At 67.2% G+C, this 16,214-nt stretch carries 13 protein-coding genes; 2 read left to right on the top strand and 11 right to left on the bottom strand.

Annotated features, from left to right (window positions below; genetic code table 11):
• Positions 1 to 4: 4 nt before the first annotated feature.
• Positions 5 to 919 (bottom strand): VOC family protein, encoded by a 915-nt coding sequence (locus tag P7644_RS08500; RefSeq protein ID WP_404302781.1) that lies wholly within the window; start codon positions 917 to 919, stop codon positions 5 to 7.
• Positions 920 to 1,403: 484 nt separating this feature from the next.
• Between P7644_RS08500 and P7644_RS08505 the strand changes: the two genes are divergently transcribed.
• The gene (locus tag P7644_RS08505) at positions 1,404 to 3,794 is read left to right on the top strand and encodes an RND family transporter (RefSeq protein WP_404302782.1); all 2,391 of its coding nucleotides are present in this window, start codon (positions 1,404 to 1,406) and stop codon (positions 3,792 to 3,794) included.
• Between the two features lie 14 nt (positions 3,795 to 3,808).
• Positions 3,809 to 4,267: a nuclear transport factor 2 family protein gene (locus P7644_RS08510; protein ID WP_404302784.1), complete on the top strand. Its 459-nt coding sequence runs from the start codon at positions 3,809 to 3,811 to the stop codon at positions 4,265 to 4,267.
• Positions 4,268 to 4,331: 64 nt separating this feature from the next.
• Here the strand turns inward: P7644_RS08510 and P7644_RS08515 are convergent, their stop codons facing one another.
• The 10 genes from P7644_RS08515 to P7644_RS08560 form a co-directional block, all read right to left on the bottom strand.
• Positions 4,332 to 5,408: an alkene reductase gene (locus P7644_RS08515; RefSeq protein WP_404302785.1), complete on the bottom strand. Its 1,077-nt coding sequence runs from the start codon at positions 5,406 to 5,408 to the stop codon at positions 4,332 to 4,334.
• Positions 5,409 to 5,423: 15 nt separating this feature from the next.
• On the bottom strand, positions 5,424 to 6,065 hold the full coding sequence (locus tag P7644_RS08520; protein WP_404302786.1) for a nuclear transport factor 2 family protein: 642 nt from the start codon (positions 6,063 to 6,065) through the stop codon (positions 5,424 to 5,426).
• Positions 6,066 to 6,080: 15 nt separating this feature from the next.
• Complete coding sequence (locus P7644_RS08525; protein WP_404302787.1) at positions 6,081 to 6,848, bottom strand: SDR family NAD(P)-dependent oxidoreductase; 768 nt, start codon at positions 6,846 to 6,848, stop codon at positions 6,081 to 6,083.
• An 18-nt stretch (positions 6,849 to 6,866) separates the two neighbouring features.
• Positions 6,867 to 7,598, bottom strand: coding sequence for an SDR family NAD(P)-dependent oxidoreductase (locus P7644_RS08530; RefSeq protein ID WP_404302788.1), 732 nt, complete (start codon positions 7,596 to 7,598; stop codon positions 6,867 to 6,869).
• Between the two features lie 133 nt (positions 7,599 to 7,731).
• Positions 7,732 to 9,360 (bottom strand): FadD3 family acyl-CoA ligase, encoded by a 1,629-nt coding sequence (locus P7644_RS08535; protein WP_404302789.1) that lies wholly within the window; start codon positions 9,358 to 9,360, stop codon positions 7,732 to 7,734.
• A 9-nt stretch (positions 9,361 to 9,369) separates the two neighbouring features.
• Positions 9,370 to 10,419, bottom strand: a complete 1,050-nt coding sequence (locus tag P7644_RS08540; protein WP_404302790.1) for a 2Fe-2S iron-sulfur cluster-binding protein — start codon at positions 10,417 to 10,419, stop codon at positions 9,370 to 9,372.
• A gap of 2 nt (positions 10,420 to 10,421) precedes the next feature.
• A complete protein-coding gene (locus tag P7644_RS08545) occupies positions 10,422 to 11,180 on the bottom strand; it encodes an SDR family oxidoreductase (RefSeq protein WP_404302792.1) in 759 nt (252 codons plus the stop codon).
• Positions 11,181 to 11,460: 280 nt separating this feature from the next.
• The gene (locus P7644_RS08550) at positions 11,461 to 13,140 is read right to left on the bottom strand and encodes an FAD-binding protein (RefSeq protein ID WP_404302793.1); all 1,680 of its coding nucleotides are present in this window, start codon (positions 13,138 to 13,140) and stop codon (positions 11,461 to 11,463) included.
• A complete protein-coding gene (locus P7644_RS08555) occupies positions 13,137 to 14,864 on the bottom strand; it encodes an FAD-binding protein (RefSeq protein WP_404302795.1) in 1,728 nt (575 codons plus the stop codon). Before P7644_RS08555 ends, P7644_RS08550 begins: the two co-directional genes overlap by 4 nt.
• Positions 14,865 to 14,956: 92 nt before the next feature.
• Positions 14,957 to 16,153: an acyl-CoA dehydrogenase family protein gene (locus P7644_RS08560; protein ID WP_404302796.1), complete on the bottom strand. Its 1,197-nt coding sequence runs from the start codon at positions 16,151 to 16,153 to the stop codon at positions 14,957 to 14,959.
• Positions 16,154 to 16,214 lie beyond the last annotated feature (61 nt).

Genomic DNA, 16,214 nt, shown 5'->3' on the forward strand with positions numbered 1-16,214 from the left:
GCGATCACGCCTCCTTGTCCAGTAGTTGTTGCTGCGACACGCTGAAGTCGTGCCCCCATAGGCTCACGCGCGTGAATTCATGGGCGATATGCTCGTTCCAGTCCAGCACCGCGCCGCCGTAGCCAAACTCGATGTCGAAGTTGGAGGGTGTGCGCATGTAGAACGAAATCATCTTGTCGTTGGTGTGCTGGCCCAGCGTTGCCGTCTGCTGCACCTTGTGTGCGCGCATCCGGTCCATGGCGCGGCCTACCTCGGGCATGCCCTCTACCTCGACCATCACATGCACGCAGCCGCTTTCCACCGGAAAACCCGCGATCGCCAGGCTGTGGTGGCGGCCGTTGTTGCAGTGCAGGAAGTGGATCGGCAGCATCACGCCCTCGGTGCCCGGGGGCTCGAAGTTCATGATGTCCGACAGGCCAAAGCCCATCACGTCCTTGAAAAATGCGGCGGTCTTGGCGAAGTCGGGCGCGGGCAGCACGGTGTGGCCCATGCCTATGCCTCCCGTGACGAAGCGCGACACGCCCATGGGCGAGGCAAAGTGTGCGAAGTCGGACTTGAAGCCCCAGACCACTTCGTGGCGGTTACCAGAGGGGTCGGCAAAGCTGACCACCTGCTGCGCGCAGCGCTGGCGGCAAAAAGCGGCGTCTTCCAGCACATGGGCCACGTCGGCATTGCGCAGGGCCTGCACGGCTTGCTCGAAGGCGGACTGGCTGGCAACTTCCCAGCCCGAGGCGACATAGGCGTTGCGTGCGCCAGGCTCGACGGCAAGGCGGAACTGGCGCTCGTCCATGCGCACCAGCAAGCCTCCGTTGGCGCTGGGTGCGGTCATCATGCCCAGCACGTTCTCGGCGTAGTTTTTCCAGCGGGGCATGTCGGTGGTTTGTGCCACCACATACGCCAGGCCGCGAATGTCCATCATGGTGTGTCCCTTCTCTTTCCCATGACATGGGGAGTTCGGGGCATTCTGGCCAAGGCCGGCGGCGGCAACATCGTCCGTTGAGACTAACGCAGGCCGGGCCCTGTGGTGCGTGCTACGGGGGCGATGGACACAAGCTCAGGTGTACGGCCGCTTCGGCCTGCGCCGCGCTGCCGAGCATGCACAGTGACAGTGTCGCTGCCTGTGATGACAACGTGCGTGCTGGCGCTCGGCCCTGCCGGGCAGAGGGGAATCCATGGCTCCACTCCTATGGGTTTTATGGCTATCAAAAACGACCTGCCACCCACTAGGCGATGCGGGCAGGGGGGGCACGATGTCAGCGCCGCGGCAGTTGACATACTGCATTTGAACGACAGGGCAGACCCTAGTCCCCGCGTGCCGGCGTGTTACTCCTTTTGGACGATGCCCCTGCCGGGTAGGGCGCCGAACAATGCAAACGCCCTTGCCACTGTTTTTGCTCCTGCCCATGACCATCACTGTCCAACTCTCACGCACCGATGCCTTCGTCGCCGCCATGGCGCGGGCACTGATTCACTTGCGCAAGCCGCTGGGTGCGTTCTTCCTGTTGCTGACCGTGGCCCTGGGGATTTCGGCCCTGCAGACGCGGCTGGATCCGGGATTCAACAAGCTCATACCCCTCAAGCACCCGTACATGGCGGCATTCCTGCAGCATTCGGGCACGTTCTCTGGTGCCAACCGGGTGCTGGTAAGCGTGCACTGGAAGGGCGAGGGCGACATCTACAACTCTGAGTTCCTGACCGTGCTGCGCAAAGTGCACGATGAGGTGTTCTTCATTCCCGGGGTGAACCGAGGCAGCGTGCGCTCCATCTTTGCCCCCAATGTGCGTTACATCGAGGTGACGGAAGACGGATTTACTGGCGACGTGGTCATCCCTTCGCGCTTCAGCGGCGATGCAGAAAGCATTGCGGGGGTGCGCGGCAACGTGGCCAAGTCGGGCGTGGTCGGCCAGTTGGTGGCCAAGGATTTGAAGTCGGCCCTGGTGCAGGCCGACCTGCTGGAGGTGAACCCGGAGACCGGGGCCCGCCTGGATTACGCCAAGGTGGCGCAGCAGCTTGAGCACATCCGCAGTGAGTTTGCCAAGGATTCCATCGATATCCAGATCGTCGGCTTTGCCAAGGTCATGGGTGACGTGATGAGCGGCCTGTTCACCGTAGTGCTGTTCTTTGCGATTGCCTTTGCCGTCACCTCCATCCTGCTGTGGATGTATTCGCGCTCGCTCAAGCTTACGGTGCTGGCGATTGCCGTGGCGCTGCTGCCGGTGATCTGGCTGCTGGGCATATTGCCGCTGATCGGCTATGGAATCGATCCCATGTCAGTGCTGGTGCCGTTCCTGATCTTCTCCATCGGTGTGTCGCACGCGGTGCAAATGACCAACGCTTGGAAGCAGGAAGTCATGTCCGGTCAGAGCGCGCGCCAGGCGGCCGAGAGCGCGTTTCGCAAGCTCGCCATCCCCGGCATCATGGCGCTACTGGCGAATGCGCTGGGTTTTCTGGTGATTATGATGATCGACATCCCCATCGTGCACGAGTTGGGCCTGACGGCCTGCCTGGGTGTGGCGCTGATGATCATGACCAACAAGATGTTCATGCCCATCATCCTGTCGCACCTGCGCCTGGAGTTCACCGCGCAGCAGGCTCCCGACAATGCCCGGCAGCGCCATGCACTGTGGTGGAGCGTCTCGGCCCTGGCGCGACCGGGACCGGCGCTGGCCACGTTTGCCGTCATGCTGGCGCTGCTTGCCGGGGCCACTTATTACTCGCGCCAGCTGCAGACGGGTGATATCGGCAGCGGTGTGCCGGAGCTGCGCGCCGACTCGCGCTACAACCAGGACAACGCCAAGATCATCTCGCGCTACGCCATCGGCATGGACGTGCTCTCGATCTACGTCGAGACGAAGAACCTCGAAGAAGCCTGCCTGAACTGGGAGGTGATGAACGCTATTGAACGCTTCGACCAGCGCATGCGTGGTGTAGCTGGGGTGCAGTCCATCCGCACCATTGCGGGCCTGACCAAGCTCTACGCCGCCGGCAACAACGAGGCCAACCCGCGCTGGGCCGTGCTGCAGCGCAGCGAAGGCGGGCTGCGCGCCGGAGCCCGCGCCGCTAACCCCGAGAACGGCTACAACACCGATGGCTGCAAGACCATCCACATCGCCATCTACCTGACAGACCACGAGGGCCGCACGCTCAAGCACGTGGTCGATGAGGTGCAGGCATTCATCGACGCCAATCCTCTGCCCAACGCAACCTTCCGCCTTGCTGGCGGCAACGCCGGCGTGGCCGCCGCCACCAACGAGGCGGTGGAGAAGGCCGAGGTGCAGATGTTGATGTCCATCTTTGCCGCCATCTCGCTCTTGTGCTGGCTTACTTTCCGTAGCTGGCGCGCCGTGTTGTGCGTTATCGTGCCGCTGACCCTGGTCACCATTATGTGCAATGCCCTGATGGCACTGCTGGGTATCGGCCTGAAAGTGGCCACCTTGCCGGTGATTGCGCTGGGCGTGGGCGTGGGTGTGGACTATGGCATCTACATCTTCGAGTCCATGCAGCACGAGATGCAGGGCCGCGGCCTGGCGCTGCGCGAGGCCTTCTACGAAGCCATGCGCCAGCGCGGCACGGCCGCCGTGTTCACGGCCGTGACCATGTCGATTGGCGTGGGAACCTGGGCTTTCTCTGCCCTCAAGTTCCAGGCCGACATGGGCATTCTGCTGGCCTTCATGTTCCTGGTGAACGCCCTGGGAGCGATCTTCTTGCTGCCTGCACTGGCCTGCTGGCTGGGCGTGGAAGAAGAGCAGCGCGGTAAACAGGTGCTGCATGGGCAAGTGCATGCGGCGGCGTGATCACCTGCGCTGACATGAGTGCCGAGGCTGTCACCCAGATCACGCAGCTACTCTATCGGTATGCCGAACATATCGACCAGGGCCAGCTGGAGCAGGCGGCGGCCATGTTTGCCCAGGCCCGCATCCACGCAGGGGGGAAACAGCCCCTGGATGTGCGGGAGCTGCTGGCACTGTGGCGCCGCCTTCTCATTCTTTATCCGTGCGGCACGCCCCGTACCCGCCACCTGATCACCAATTCCATCATCAACGTGGCCGACGACCGGCTGAGCGCCAGCGCACGCTCGTGCTACACGGTCTTGCAGGCGGTGGATGGGTTTGCGCTGCAGGCCATTGCCAGCGGCTGCTACCACGACCGGTTTTCCTGTATCGATGGCGTCTGGCAATTTGCCGAACGCGACTACCGGCAGCTGGACTTCGTGGGCGATCTGAGCCGCCATCTGCGCACAGTGGTGAAACCTGGCGCAATCGAGTGAACTCCATGCAAAACGCCCCGATGGTCGGGGCGTAGTTGTCACTGCTATTGTGAAATGCGCCTGCTCAGACGGTCTCAGCAGTGGCCACGGGATAGTCGTTATAGCCCGCCGCGCCCGCGGTGTAGAGCGTGCGCCGGTCGAATCTGGCCAGCGGCAGGCCCGCGCGCAGGCGCTGCACCAGGTCGGGGTTGGCGATGAAGTGGCGTGCAAAAGATATCGCCTCGCCCTGGCCGGCCTGCAGCGCGGCCTCGGCGCTGGCGCCGTCGAAGCCGTCGTTGAGGATCAGCGGGCCGCCGAAGTTCTGGCGCGCCAGCGCGAAGGCGTCGATGTCGGCACTGGGCGCGCGCATCACGTGCAGGTAGGCCAGGCCCAGGGGGCTGGCCTGGCGCATCAGCTCGGCATGGGTCGCGCCCGAATCTTCGTCGGCCGTGTCGTTGTAGGTGTTGCCCGGGTTCAGGCGCATGCCCACGCGGCCAGCGCCTATGGCCTCGGCCATGGCCTGCAGGCATTCCGCTGCAAAGCGCGCACGCGCTGCGGCGTTGCCGCCGTATGCGTCCTGGCGCTGGTTGGTGGCCGAGCTCAGGAACTGCATGCTCAGATAGCCGCTGGTGCCGTGCAGTTCCACGCCGTCAAAGCCCGCCTCGCGCGCACGCAGTGCGGCTGCGCGGTGCTCGGCGATGGCGGCTTTTACCTCTTCGGTGCTCAGTGCGCGCGGTATGTCGAAGGGCTGCATACCTGCGGCGTCGGTCCAAATTTCGCCGCGCGCCTGCAGCGCCGAGGGCGCCACGCTGTCCACGCCGGCAGGCTTGATGTGCTGGCTGCCAATGCGCCCGCTGTGCATGATCTGCAGCACGATGCGCCCGCCACGCTGGTGCACCGCATCCGTCACGCGGCGCCAGGCGCGCACATGGGCTGCGGTCTCTATGCCGGGCTGGCGGCAGTATGCCTGGCCGGTCACTTCGGGCCAGGTGCCCTCGGCGACGATCAGGCCGGCCGTGGCGCGCTGGGCGTAATGCTCGACCATGAGCGCGTTGGGCGTGCCGTCGGGTTCGGCGCGGTTGCGCGTCATGGGCGCCATGACGATGCGGTTGGCCAGGTGCAGGTCGCCCAGCGTGACGGGCGTGAACAAGTGCTGTGTCATACCAAAGGGGCGCGTTCAGCGCACGCGCATTTTCGGCGCGGGGGTGCCGCGCCTGATGGTTTTGAGGAACTGCTCCAGTGGCGCGGGTGCGGCCACCTGGGGCAGGCTGTCCTTGTCCGGGCGCAGGGCCCAGAACTCTTTCCAACTGGGGAACAGGTCGTGAAAGGTACCCCAGTAGGGCTCGCGGCCGGGCCAGCGCATCTTCATGTCGCCGATGGGCGGCTTGTTCAGGTCGGTGGCGTACCAGTAGCAGGGCAGGCGGCGGCGGAAGTACCACTGTCCGTCGATGCGCTCGTAGTCGTCCCAGTACAGCATCTGCATGATGACCCACTCGGGGCCGCATTCATGCTCGTTCTTGGAGTAGACGACACCGGTGGCGTGGCCCGAGTCCACGAACTCGATGATGTGCTGGCCCAGGTGGTGCGAGGTGCCAGTGAACTGGTCGCGCAGGGTCTGGTCCTGCCAGGCCTTGAAATGCGCACGCCCGACCTTGTCCTTACCCACGCGGATGTCGGGGGCGAAGAGGTTCACATGGGCGTCCATGTCGCGCATGTCCAGCGACAGCGAGTATTTGCCAGCAAGCTGGCGGATGGCGTCGATCGACTCCAGGCGGTCTATGCGCTCCTCCAGCGTGGAGGGCCAGGTGCTTGTGGTCATGAGAACTTCCGGGCGTTACAGGGCGGTGACCAGCACGGCCGAGCGGCCGCCATCGACGGGCAGCGAGGCGCCGGTGATGTAGCCGGACTCGTCGCTGGCCAGGAAGACGATGGCGTTGGCCAGGTCGTCGGGCTGGCCCACGCGGCCCATGGGGATGAGCTTTTCGGTGGCCTTGCGGCTTTCCTCGCTGGCCAGCATGCCGGCGGTGGCCGGGGTCTCGACCACGGCCGGGATGACCACGTTGACGCGCACGCCGTAGGGCGCACCCTCGGCAGCAGCCGCGCGCGAGAAGTTGTCCACTGCCGCCTTGGCCGCGCTGTAGCCCGCCATCCAGGGCGTACCGAGCTGCCCGCAGATGGAGGAAACGTTGACGACCGCGCCGCCCCTGTCCTTCATCAGCTTGAGCGCCGCGCGCGTGCCCCAGAAGGTGCCGTCCACCGTGGTCTGGAAGTTGGCATGCCAGTCGGCGGTGCTCATCGTGTCGATACTTCCCCAGGTATAGGCCATGGCGTTGTTGACCAGGATGTCCAGCCTGCCGTGGCGCTGCGCCGCGCCTTCGATGGCGCCCACGTACTGCGCTTCATTGCCCACGTCGGCCAGCACCGCCTCGGCCTGGCCGCCGGCGGCGCGGATGCCTGCCACCACCGCGTCCAGCGGCTCCTGGCGGCGCCCGCAGATCACCACCGTCGCGCCCTCCTGCGCCAGGCGCCGCGCCGTGGCCGCGCCAATGCCGCTGCCGCCACCCGAAACAAAGGCCACCTTGCCTTGCAGTCGATTACCCATTGCTGTTCTCCCTGGTGATCACAAGAAGGCGCTGCCGCCGTTGACGGCCACGCTCTGGCCGGTGACAAAGCCGCTGTCGTCGCTGACCAGGAACACCGCCACCTTGGCAACGTCATCGGGCTCGGCCATGCGGCCCATGGGCACGCCGGCGATGATGGCGTCGGCCCATTCCTGGGGGATGCCCTGCATCATGGGCGTGTTGGTGGGGCCGGGCACCAGGGTGTTGACGCGCACGCCGCTCTTGGCTAGTTCCTTGGCCATGACACGGGTCAGGCCCTGGATGGCGGCCTTGGAGGTGACGTAGTGCGCCGGACCGTCGCCGCTCACGGCCGAGGTACTGCCCACGTTGACCACCACGCCGCCGCCGGACTTCAGCATGGCGCGCACCGCGGCGCGGGCGCAGTAGAAGGCGCCGTTCAGGTTCACGCTGATGACGCGGGCCCAGGCCTCGTCCGACATTTCGGTGAAGCTGTCCATGCCGCCCGTGCCGGCGTTGTTCACCAGCACGTCCACGCGGCCGCGCTGCGCCAGCACTTCATCGACCAGCACGTTCACAGCGGCGGAGTCGGCCACGTTGAGTGCGCGCGCCAGGTGCTGGCCGTCCAGTCCTTCGAGGGTCTGCTGCGCGGCTTCGAGATTCAGGTCCAGCGCCACCACGGTGGCGCCTTCGGCGGCAAACCGGCGTGCAATCGCACGGCCCATGCCCTGGCCGGCGCCGGTTACCAGCGCCACTTTGTCTTTGAGTTTCATGTTTCGCTCCGATGGTCGGTACCGGGCTCCACAGCCCGTTGGCGCAAGCGTAGGCATGCAGGGGCGGCGAGCCATCGTCCGATGGGACTACGGCCGGTGGTATTTCTGCGGGCGCCTGGGTATCGCCGCGCCTTTACTGCCCCCGTACTGGGCACTGCGCCAGCGCCTGCTGCTGCAGCTCGCGCTTGACCACCTTGTTGGAGGCGTTGATCGGAAACTGCGTGAAATTCAGTACATGGCGCGGCACCTTGTAGTTGGCCATGTGGGCTCGCGCCCAGGAGATCAGGGCCTGGGCGTCGATGGGTTCGCCGCTGCGCGTGATGACGCAGGCGCAGCCGACCTCGCCCATGCGCTCGTCGGGTACGCCGACCACGGCTACCTGGGCGATGTCGGGATGGGCCGAGAGCAGGCGCTCGATCTCCGCCGGGTAGCAGTTGAAACCGCCGACGATGAACATGTCTTTGAGCCGATCGGTGATGCGCAGGTAGCCGCGCGCGTCCAGCACCCCCACGTCGCCGGTGTGCAGCCAGCCATGCTCGTCTATGGCCTCGCGCGTGGCGGCCTCGTCCTCAAAGTAGCCCTGCATCACGTGGTAGCCGCGCAGCAGCACTTCGCCGGCCTCGCCCGCGGGCACGTCGCGGCCCTGCTCATCGACGCAGCGCACCTCGGTGCCGGGCAGGGCGTGGCCGCAGGTGCTGGCCACGGTCTCGGCGCTGTCGCTGGGCTCGCACAGGGTGGCGCAGCCGCCACACTCGGTCAGGCCGTAGGCAGTGGTCACGTTGGTGATGCCCAGTTCCTCGCGCATGCGCCGGATCAGCACCGGCGGCACCGTGGCCGCGCCGGTGACCGAGGAGCGCAGCGAGGACAGGTCGTAGCTTTGGAGCTGCGGGTGCGCCAGCATGGTCAGGAACAGCGTGGGCGGGCCGGGCATGAAGCTGATGCGGTCGCGCGCGATGCGGGTGAGCACGGCGTCGGCGTCGAACACCTGCTCGGGGTAGACCGTGGCGCCGCGCACAAAGGCCGCCACCCAGCCGGCCTTGTAGCCAAAGGTGTGAAAGAACGGGTTGACAATGAGGTAGCGGTCTTCCGCCCCCAGTCCCACCACGCGCGACCATTCGTCAAAGGCGCGGATGGTGGGGCCATGCGCCGCCATCACGCCCTTGGGGCGGCCCGTGGTGCCGGAGGTGAACATCAGGTCCGCCGTGCTCTGCGGGCCCAGCGTCGCCTCGCGAGCGAGCACGGCGCTGTTGGGCACATCCTTGCCCAGGGCGAGGAAATCCGTCCAGGCATGGTCACCCGCGCCGCTGACGCCCGCGCGCGTGGCGTCGCGCAGCACCACCACATGCGCCAGCGTCGCCGGTCGGTAGTCCTGCAGCAGCGCGGGGTAGTACTGGTTCAGGAAGTCGCCAATGCAAAACAGCACGCGTGCCCGGCTGCGCTCCAGGATGTCGGCCGCCTCCATGCCCTTCATGCGGGTGTTGAGCGGCACCAGGATGCAGCCGGCCGCGTGCACGCCGCAGGCGGCGGTGATCCATTCGTGCAGATTCGGCGCCCACAGCGCCACGCGGTCATCGGCCGCAACGCCCAGGGCGATCAGGCTGCGCGCGACCTGCTCGCTGCCTTGCAGCAGCTGGGCGTAGCTCAGGGTGGTGTCGCCATCGACGATGGCCGGGCGGCTGCCGTGCTGCTGGGCCGACTGGCGGATCAGCGCGGGCAGGTGCGGCGGCAGGTGCGCAGGGTGGGGGTAGGAGGGGGCGGGCATGGGCGGGGTTTACTCAGGGAACTGGATGCGCAGCTTCTTGCTGGTGGGCACGGCCTGGCAGGACAGCGTCCAGGCCTTGGCCAGGTCCTTCTTGTCCAGGGCCTCGTTGTGGCGCAGGTGCACGCTGCCCTCTTTGACCTGGCACATGCACGAGGCGCACATGCCCGCCTGGCAGGAGTAGGGCGCGTTGATGCCCGCGCGCAGCGCGGCTTCGAGCAGGGTCTCGGTGCCGGCGCAGCGCAGCTGGTAGGTCTCGCCGTCCAGGCGCAGCTCGACTTCGGCCTCGTCCACGGCGTCAGGCACGGGCGCGGCGGCGGGGGCCGGGGTGCTGGGGGCGTCCTCCTCGGGCAGCGAGGCAAAGCGCTCCACATGCACGCGTTCCTGAGGCATCTCGATCGCCTGCAGCGCGGCCACGGCGGCATCCATGAAGAGGCCGGGGCCGCAGATGAAGGCCTGGGCCGCCCGGCTGTGGCGTGCCAGCTCGGCCAGTTGCGCCACCGAAGGCACACCCTGCACCGAATCGAGCCAGTGGATGATGGACAGGCGGGAGGGGTAAGCACCGGCCAGGGCCTTCAATTCGTCACGGAAGATGACGGAGCGCTCATCGCGATTCGCGTAGAGCAGGGTGATGCCCCCGCTGCCGCCCTGCAGCGCGCTACGCAGGATGGAGAACACCGGGGTGATGCCGCTGCCGCCCGCGAGCAGCAGGAAATCGCCATCGAGCGCACGCGGTGTGAACACGCCCGCAGGCGCCATGACCTCGATGCTGTCGCCCACGCGCACGTTGTCGCAGACCCAGTTGGAGCCGCGCCCGTCCTGCACGCGCTTGATGGTCACGCGTGGAGCTTCATCGACGCCCGGCGCGCTGGACATGGAGTAGCAGCGCGGCAGCCAGCGCCCGCCCACGGGCAGGCGCAGCGTGAGGAACTGGCCCGGCTTGTAGCGAAAGGCCTGCTGCAGCGCGGGCGGGATGGCAAAGACCAGGGATTTGGTGTCCGGCGTTTCATCCACTACGGCCTGCACCGTGAGGGCGTGGTAGCGCGATGCGGCGGTCGTCATGGTCACAGGCCCATGCCCAGGATGGCGCTGTCGGCGCGGATTTCGGCGCCGCTGATGGCACTGGATGCGTCGCTCGCAAGGAAGACCATCACCTGCGCGATCTTGTCGGGCATGGCGGCGCGGCCCTTGGGGTTCTTTTGCGGGTCGAACAGCAGAAACTGTGCGGGCACGCCCGGGGCGCTGGCCTGCATCATGGGGGTGTAGATGCCGTCCGGGTGCACGGAGTTGACACGGATCGCCAGCCCATTCTTGCGGCAGTACAGCGCCGTGGTGCGCGTGATGGCGCCCACTGCGGCCTTGGAGGCGCTGTAACCCAGGTAATTCTCGACCGGCAGCCAGGATGAGACCGAGGCCATGTTGACGATGCTGCCGCCGCGCTCCTTCATGGCCGCCACGCCGTGCTGGCAGCCCAGGAACACCGAGGCCGCGTTGACCTGCATGAGCTGCTGGAACTGCGCCAGCGTGGCTGTCTCCACATTGCCTGGGATGAGGATGCCGGCGTTGTTCACCAGGATGTCCAGCGGACCGAAATGCTGCTGCGCAGTGGCGATGGCGGCTTGCCAGTCGCCTTCCTGCGTCACGTCGTGGCGCACGAAGACGGCGTTCGCGCCGCACTCGGCCGCCAGCGCCTGGCCCGCGGCCTCGTTCACATCGCTGATGACCACGCGCGCGCCTTCGCGCAGCAGCAGCAGCACCACTTCACGGCCCACGCCGCTGGCCGCACCGGTGACCAGGGCGACCTTGTTGTCTACTTGTCCCATACCATGACCTTTTTAGTTGGCTTGCAATTTTTTGATAGCTGTTTACGCTTATTGGGCATGTGTTTTCGGCTGTTTTTTCCGAAATTTGCTTACGCCTTTTCGCAAATTACAACCCTATGCCAAGGGGCGAATTTTTCTCCTGCCCCCATCTGGGAGAAGGCTGGGATGGGGGCTGACGACGCAGGTTTGGAGGCTGTCGTCCAAACCTTGGCCGCGGGCTCCCACCCCAACCCCAGAGGGGGAGGGAGTGAATACCGGCGCCGCGGCTTGCACGCATACGCTATGCCTGCGCCGCAGCGCGCCCGGCGCGGCGGCCCGAGAACACGCAGTCCGCCAGCGACAGGCCGCTGATGTAGCGCGACGAGGGCAGGCCTATGGCGCTGCGCCCGGCGGCGTACAGCCCGGGAATGGCCAGGCCCGTGCCGCCCAGCACCTGGCCGTTGTCCTCGTCCACGCGCAGGCCGCCCAGGCTCAGCGTGGCCAGGGGGAACAGCGGATTGCCTATGGAGATGTCCATGGCCAGCAGCGGCCCCCGCAGCGCGTGGCACATGTCGGTGGATTTGCCAAAGGCGTCCTCGCCTTGGCCCTGCGCGGCGGCGTTGGCCGCATGGATGCTGGCCGCAAGCCGTGCCGGGTCGGCGCCTATGCGCGTGGCCAGCACCTGGGCGTTGGGCGCCTTCGCCGCCTTGAGCCACATCATCGCCAGCGCGGGCAGGGACTGGAAGGCCCACAGTCCGCCAAACAGGCATTGGCGCGTGGCCTGGCGGCGCAGGCGGGCATCCAGGATCAGCCAGGCCTTGCCGCCCTGGTGCTCGACCAGCTCGTGGCCCAGGGTGGCGCCGTAGACCTGTTCGTTGCAGAAGCGCTCGCCCCGGCGATTCACCACCAGGCCTTGCGGCCACACGGCGGGCGGGGTGATGAAGCGCCAGCAGGAAATGTTGTCCAGCCCATCGCTGGCCGCGCCCACGCTCTCGCCCAGGCGCAGGCCGCTGCCGTCGCAGCCCGCGTCGCCAATCGGCCAGCCCTTGCGCGTGTGCGGCGCATGCTGCGTGACGAGTTCGGGGTTGAAGACATAGCCGCCGGTGGACAGCACCACGCCGTGGCTCGCGCGCACCAGGCGCGGCTGGGCGGCCTGCTGCTCCAGCTCTGCGGCTTGGCGCAGGCAGGCCATGGCCTTGGCGGCGCGGAAGGTGCGGTGGCGCACATACTGGCGGTGCAGCTCGGCGTGGCGGGCGGTGCGCGGGTCGCCCGCGGGCATTTGCCAAACTTCCACACCCAGCACGCGCGCGGCCTGGCCGTCCCGCCCTTTTTCGCACACCAGGCGGCGCACCGTGGCCTGCAGCAATGTTGTCGCACCGGCGCGCAGCGTCGCCGCCTGCAGCGCGGCAAACAGCGCGGCGCCCGACTGGCCTTTGGCGACGACGCGGTGGCCGCGCGGAGCGGGCTTTTGCCCGGCGCTCAGGTGCTGGCCGTAGGCGGGCACCATTTCGTTGCCCGAGTAGTAGAGGTACTTCCCGTCCGGCGGGTAGGAGGTCTTGTGGTCGGGCATGGTGGCGTCAAAGCGCACGCCATGGCCCTCCAGCCACTCCAGGTTGGCCACGCTGTCACGGCAGAAGCGCGCCAGAGTGTCGTCGTGCACCACGCCGTTGACCTCGTGCCGCAGATAGGCGTGCATGGCCTTGGGGCTGTCGCTGAAGCCGGCCTGGCGCTGCTGCGCCGTGCCACCGCCCGCGTACACCACGCCGCCCGAGAGTGCGCTGGCGCCGCCGCCCTCGAAGCGGTCTATGACCAGTACGCTTGCGCCCTCGTGGCGCGCCTCTAGCGCGGCGCAGGCACCGGCCGCGCCCCAGCCGACGACGACCACATCGGCGCTGTCGCTCCATGCCGCGTCCTGCGCATCGCCCAGCAGCAGGGGCGGGGCGATGGGGGTGACGGTGAAGCCGCGCTGGGTGTGTCTCATACGGCCTCCAGCAGCTCCGGGTGCTCCAGCGCGATGGGCTTGCCCACGATGTGGGCGATGGCGCGGAAGGCAAAGGTCATCGCCGGGCCCAGGGTGGAGCCCGCGCCAGGGTAGGACGGGCCCATCACGGAGGCGCTGTTGTTGCCCACGCAGTACAGGCCGGCTATCGGTTGGCCGTCCTCCGTGAGCACGCGCGCATCGCGGTCGGTCAGCAGCCCGCCCTTGGTGCCTATGTCACCGGGGTGCAGCTTCATGGCGTAGAACGGGCCCTTCTCTATGGGCGCGAGGTTAGGGTTGGGCTTGACGTTGACGTCGCCGTAGTAGCGGTCGAACACGTTGTCGCCGCGGCCAAAGTCCAGGTCCTTGCCGGTGCGGGAAAATTCGCTCATGCGCCGGGCGCTGGCCAGCAGGCCCTGGGGATCGATGCCGATCTGCCCGGCCAGCTCTTGCAGGGTCTCGCCCTTCCAGTACACGGTGTTCAGCCAGCTCTTGCGCAGCTTGGCGTCGGGCACGGCGGCGGAGGGCATGAGGGGACCAATGGGGTAGTTGGCGCGGAAGGTGGCGTCAAACACAATCCACGCAGGCACAGCGCCGCCGGTCTGCGCGTGGTTGGCGTACATGGCCTGCTGGAACTCGGGGTAGGGGCCGGATTCGTTCAGGAAGCGCTCGCCGCGTGCGTTCACCACCATGCAGCCGGGCATGGAGCGCTCGACGAACATGGCGCGGTATTTTTCTTCCTTGGGCACGAACAGTGTGGGCGCGCCCCAGGTGTGGGCCATCAGGTGCAGCGCGCCGCCCACGGCGGCGCCGGCGCGGTGAGCGTCGCCGGTGTTGCCTTCGGGCGGGGTGGCGGTCCAGGCCTGGTCCGTGGGCTGGGGCAGGTATTGCTCGCGCATCTGCTGGTTGCGCTCGAAGCCGCCCGCGCCCAGCACCACCGCGCGGCGCGCGCTCACAGCCATGTCCTGGCCGTTGCGGCGCACCACCAGGCCGGTCACGCGCCCGCCCTCCTGCGTGAGCGACTGCATGGGCGTATCCAGCCACAGCGTGATGCCGCGCTGGCGCAGCGCGGCAAACAGCCCGCCCAGCAGTGCCTGGCCGCCGGTCAGGCGCCGGTCGCGCCGCGTCTTGTTGCGCCAGGGGTAATCAAGGAAGTAGCGTGCCATGATCCACATGAGCACGAACTTGCCCTTGCGCTCGCGCGCCAGCAGTGAGCGCGCCTCGAAGGCGTTGATGTGCATGCGGCCAAAGATCAACTGGCCGGGGCAGGTGGGGCGCAGCAGCTCCAGGTCCTGCGGGCCGAGCTTGCCGGCGTTGAAGTCGATCGGATCCATGGTGCGCCCGCCGGGCATGGCCCCGGCTAGCGTGGGGTAGTAGTCGGCGTAGGAGGGCACGCAGCGGTAGGGTACGCCGATGCCGGCCAGGTAGCGCGCCATGTGGCGCGCGGTCTCGACGTAGGCCAGGATGCGGTCGTCGCTGGCCAGGCCGCGTGCGCAGGTCTTGACGTAGCGGAACGCCGCCTGCACGCTATCGCTCAGACCGGCCTTGCCCATGTCGTGGTTGTCCGGGATCCAGATGCCGCCGCCGCTGGTGGCCGAGGTGCCGCCCAGCAGGGGCATCTTCTCCACCACCAGGGTCTTGAGTCCCTCGTCGGCCGCGCGGATGGCGGCCAGCAGCGCACCGGCGCCCGAGCCAACCACGACGACGTCAAATTCGTTCTGTTCCACCTTGTTTCCTTGCGTTGGTTCTTTGGGGGTGGGTTTTCCACTCCCTCTCCCCCTCGTGGGCGAGGGAGGTGCTGCTCCTGGCGCGCGCAGCGTCAGATATACGGATCGGCGTTGGGCAGGCCCAGCATCACGCCGCCGTGCGCGCGCACGTAGGCGTCGGTGTTGTTCGCGATATGGCCGCGTCCGGTGGCGATGTCGCGCAGCACGCGCTCGATGGGGTTGGTCTTGAAGGTGCCCGAGGCGGCGCAGGCACGCATCAACTCGTTGGCGCAGTCAAAAGTCAGCTTGGGTACGCTGGCCGCCTGCGCGCGCTGCAGCAGGCGCTCTTCCACGGACATGGGGTCGCCCGTCTTGGCGCAGTGCACGATGCGCGCATAGTTGCGAAACAGCACCAGCTTGAGTTGGTCGGTGGCCATCATGGCCTCGGTCACGGCCTGCTGGGCGTTCACGTCCTCGGCCATCTTGGTGCCATGCTTGCCGATGTGCGCCGCCGCGCGCTGGCGGAAGCTGTTAACCGCGCCGTCCAGGGCGCCGATGCAGGCCGACGACACGGCGCGCTGGAACACCTGGGTGAACGGGATGCGGTAGAGCCAGCCGGGGTTGGTCTCGCGCCCGGGGCAGCCTGCGTCGCTGTGGTCGTTGGTGCGCTGGGTGCGGTGCTCGGGCACGAATACGTCTTCCACCACGATGTCGTGGCTGCCCGTGCCGCGCAGGCCGATCACGTCCCAGTTTTCCTCGATGCGGTAGTCCGACTTGGGCACCAGGAAAGTGGTGTGCTCAAGCTGGCCAGAGCCGTCCTTCCTGGGCAGCAGGCCGCCCAGGAAGAGCCAGTCGCAATGCTCCGACCCCGTGGAAAAGCCCCAGCGGCCGCTGAAGCGGTAGCCGCCCTTGACGGGCGTGGCCTTGCCCGTCGGCATGTAGGTGGAGGCGATGCGGGTGCCGTTGTCCTGGGCCCATACGTCCTGCTGCGCCTGCTCGGGGAACAGCGCCAGTTGCCAGGGGTGCACGCCCAGCACGCCGTACATCCAGGCGGTGGACATGCAGCCCTCGGCCAGCGTCATCTGAATGGTGTAGAACACGCGCGGGTCGAGTTCGTAGCCGCCCCAGCGCCTGGCCTGCAGCACACGGTACAGGCCGGCATCGGCGATTTCGGCGATGGTCTCGGGCAGCACGCGGCCGTCGCGGTCTGCGGCCTGGGCGCGCTCGGCCAGTTTGGGCACGAGGGCGCGGGCGCGATCGATCAGGGTGATGGCCTCGGGGGTCAGGTAGTCGTCGTGGGCGGTGCTCATGCAATGGTCTCCGGGGATTGAAGCCATGGCAACCCAGCATCGCCATGGTGGTGCGGCTATC

It is taken from the genome of Alicycliphilus denitrificans, from assembly GCF_044792555.1.
GTDB lineage: Bacteria > Pseudomonadota > Gammaproteobacteria > Burkholderiales > Burkholderiaceae_C > Alicycliphilus > Alicycliphilus denitrificans_A.

Excerpts from the sequence above, each read along its gene's own strand:
- P7644_RS08500 (WP_404302781.1), bottom strand. The coding sequence starts at position 919 with ATGATGGACATTCGCGGCCTGGCGTATGTGGTGGCACAAACCACCGAC.
- P7644_RS08505 (WP_404302782.1), top strand. The coding sequence starts at position 1,404 with ATGACCATCACTGTCCAACTCTCACGCACCGATGCCTTCGTCGCCGCC.
- P7644_RS08510 (WP_404302784.1), top strand. The coding sequence starts at position 3,809 with ATGAGTGCCGAGGCTGTCACCCAGATCACGCAGCTACTCTATCGGTAT.
- P7644_RS08515 (WP_404302785.1), bottom strand. The coding sequence starts at position 5,408 with ATGACACAGCACTTGTTCACGCCCGTCACGCTGGGCGACCTGCACCTG.
- P7644_RS08520 (WP_404302786.1), bottom strand. The coding sequence starts at position 6,065 with ATGACCACAAGCACCTGGCCCTCCACGCTGGAGGAGCGCATAGACCGC.
- P7644_RS08525 (WP_404302787.1), bottom strand. The coding sequence starts at position 6,848 with ATGGGTAATCGACTGCAAGGCAAGGTGGCCTTTGTTTCGGGTGGCGGC.
- P7644_RS08530 (WP_404302788.1), bottom strand. The coding sequence starts at position 7,598 with ATGAAACTCAAAGACAAAGTGGCGCTGGTAACCGGCGCCGGCCAGGGC.
- P7644_RS08535 (WP_404302789.1), bottom strand. The coding sequence starts at position 9,360 with ATGCCCGCCCCCTCCTACCCCCACCCTGCGCACCTGCCGCCGCACCTG.
- P7644_RS08540 (WP_404302790.1), bottom strand. The coding sequence starts at position 10,419 with ATGACGACCGCCGCATCGCGCTACCACGCCCTCACGGTGCAGGCCGTA.
- P7644_RS08545 (WP_404302792.1), bottom strand. The coding sequence starts at position 11,180 with ATGGGACAAGTAGACAACAAGGTCGCCCTGGTCACCGGTGCGGCCAGC.
- P7644_RS08550 (WP_404302793.1), bottom strand. The coding sequence starts at position 13,140 with ATGAGACACACCCAGCGCGGCTTCACCGTCACCCCCATCGCCCCGCCC.
- P7644_RS08560 (WP_404302796.1), bottom strand. The coding sequence starts at position 16,153 with ATGAGCACCGCCCACGACGACTACCTGACCCCCGAGGCCATCACCCTG.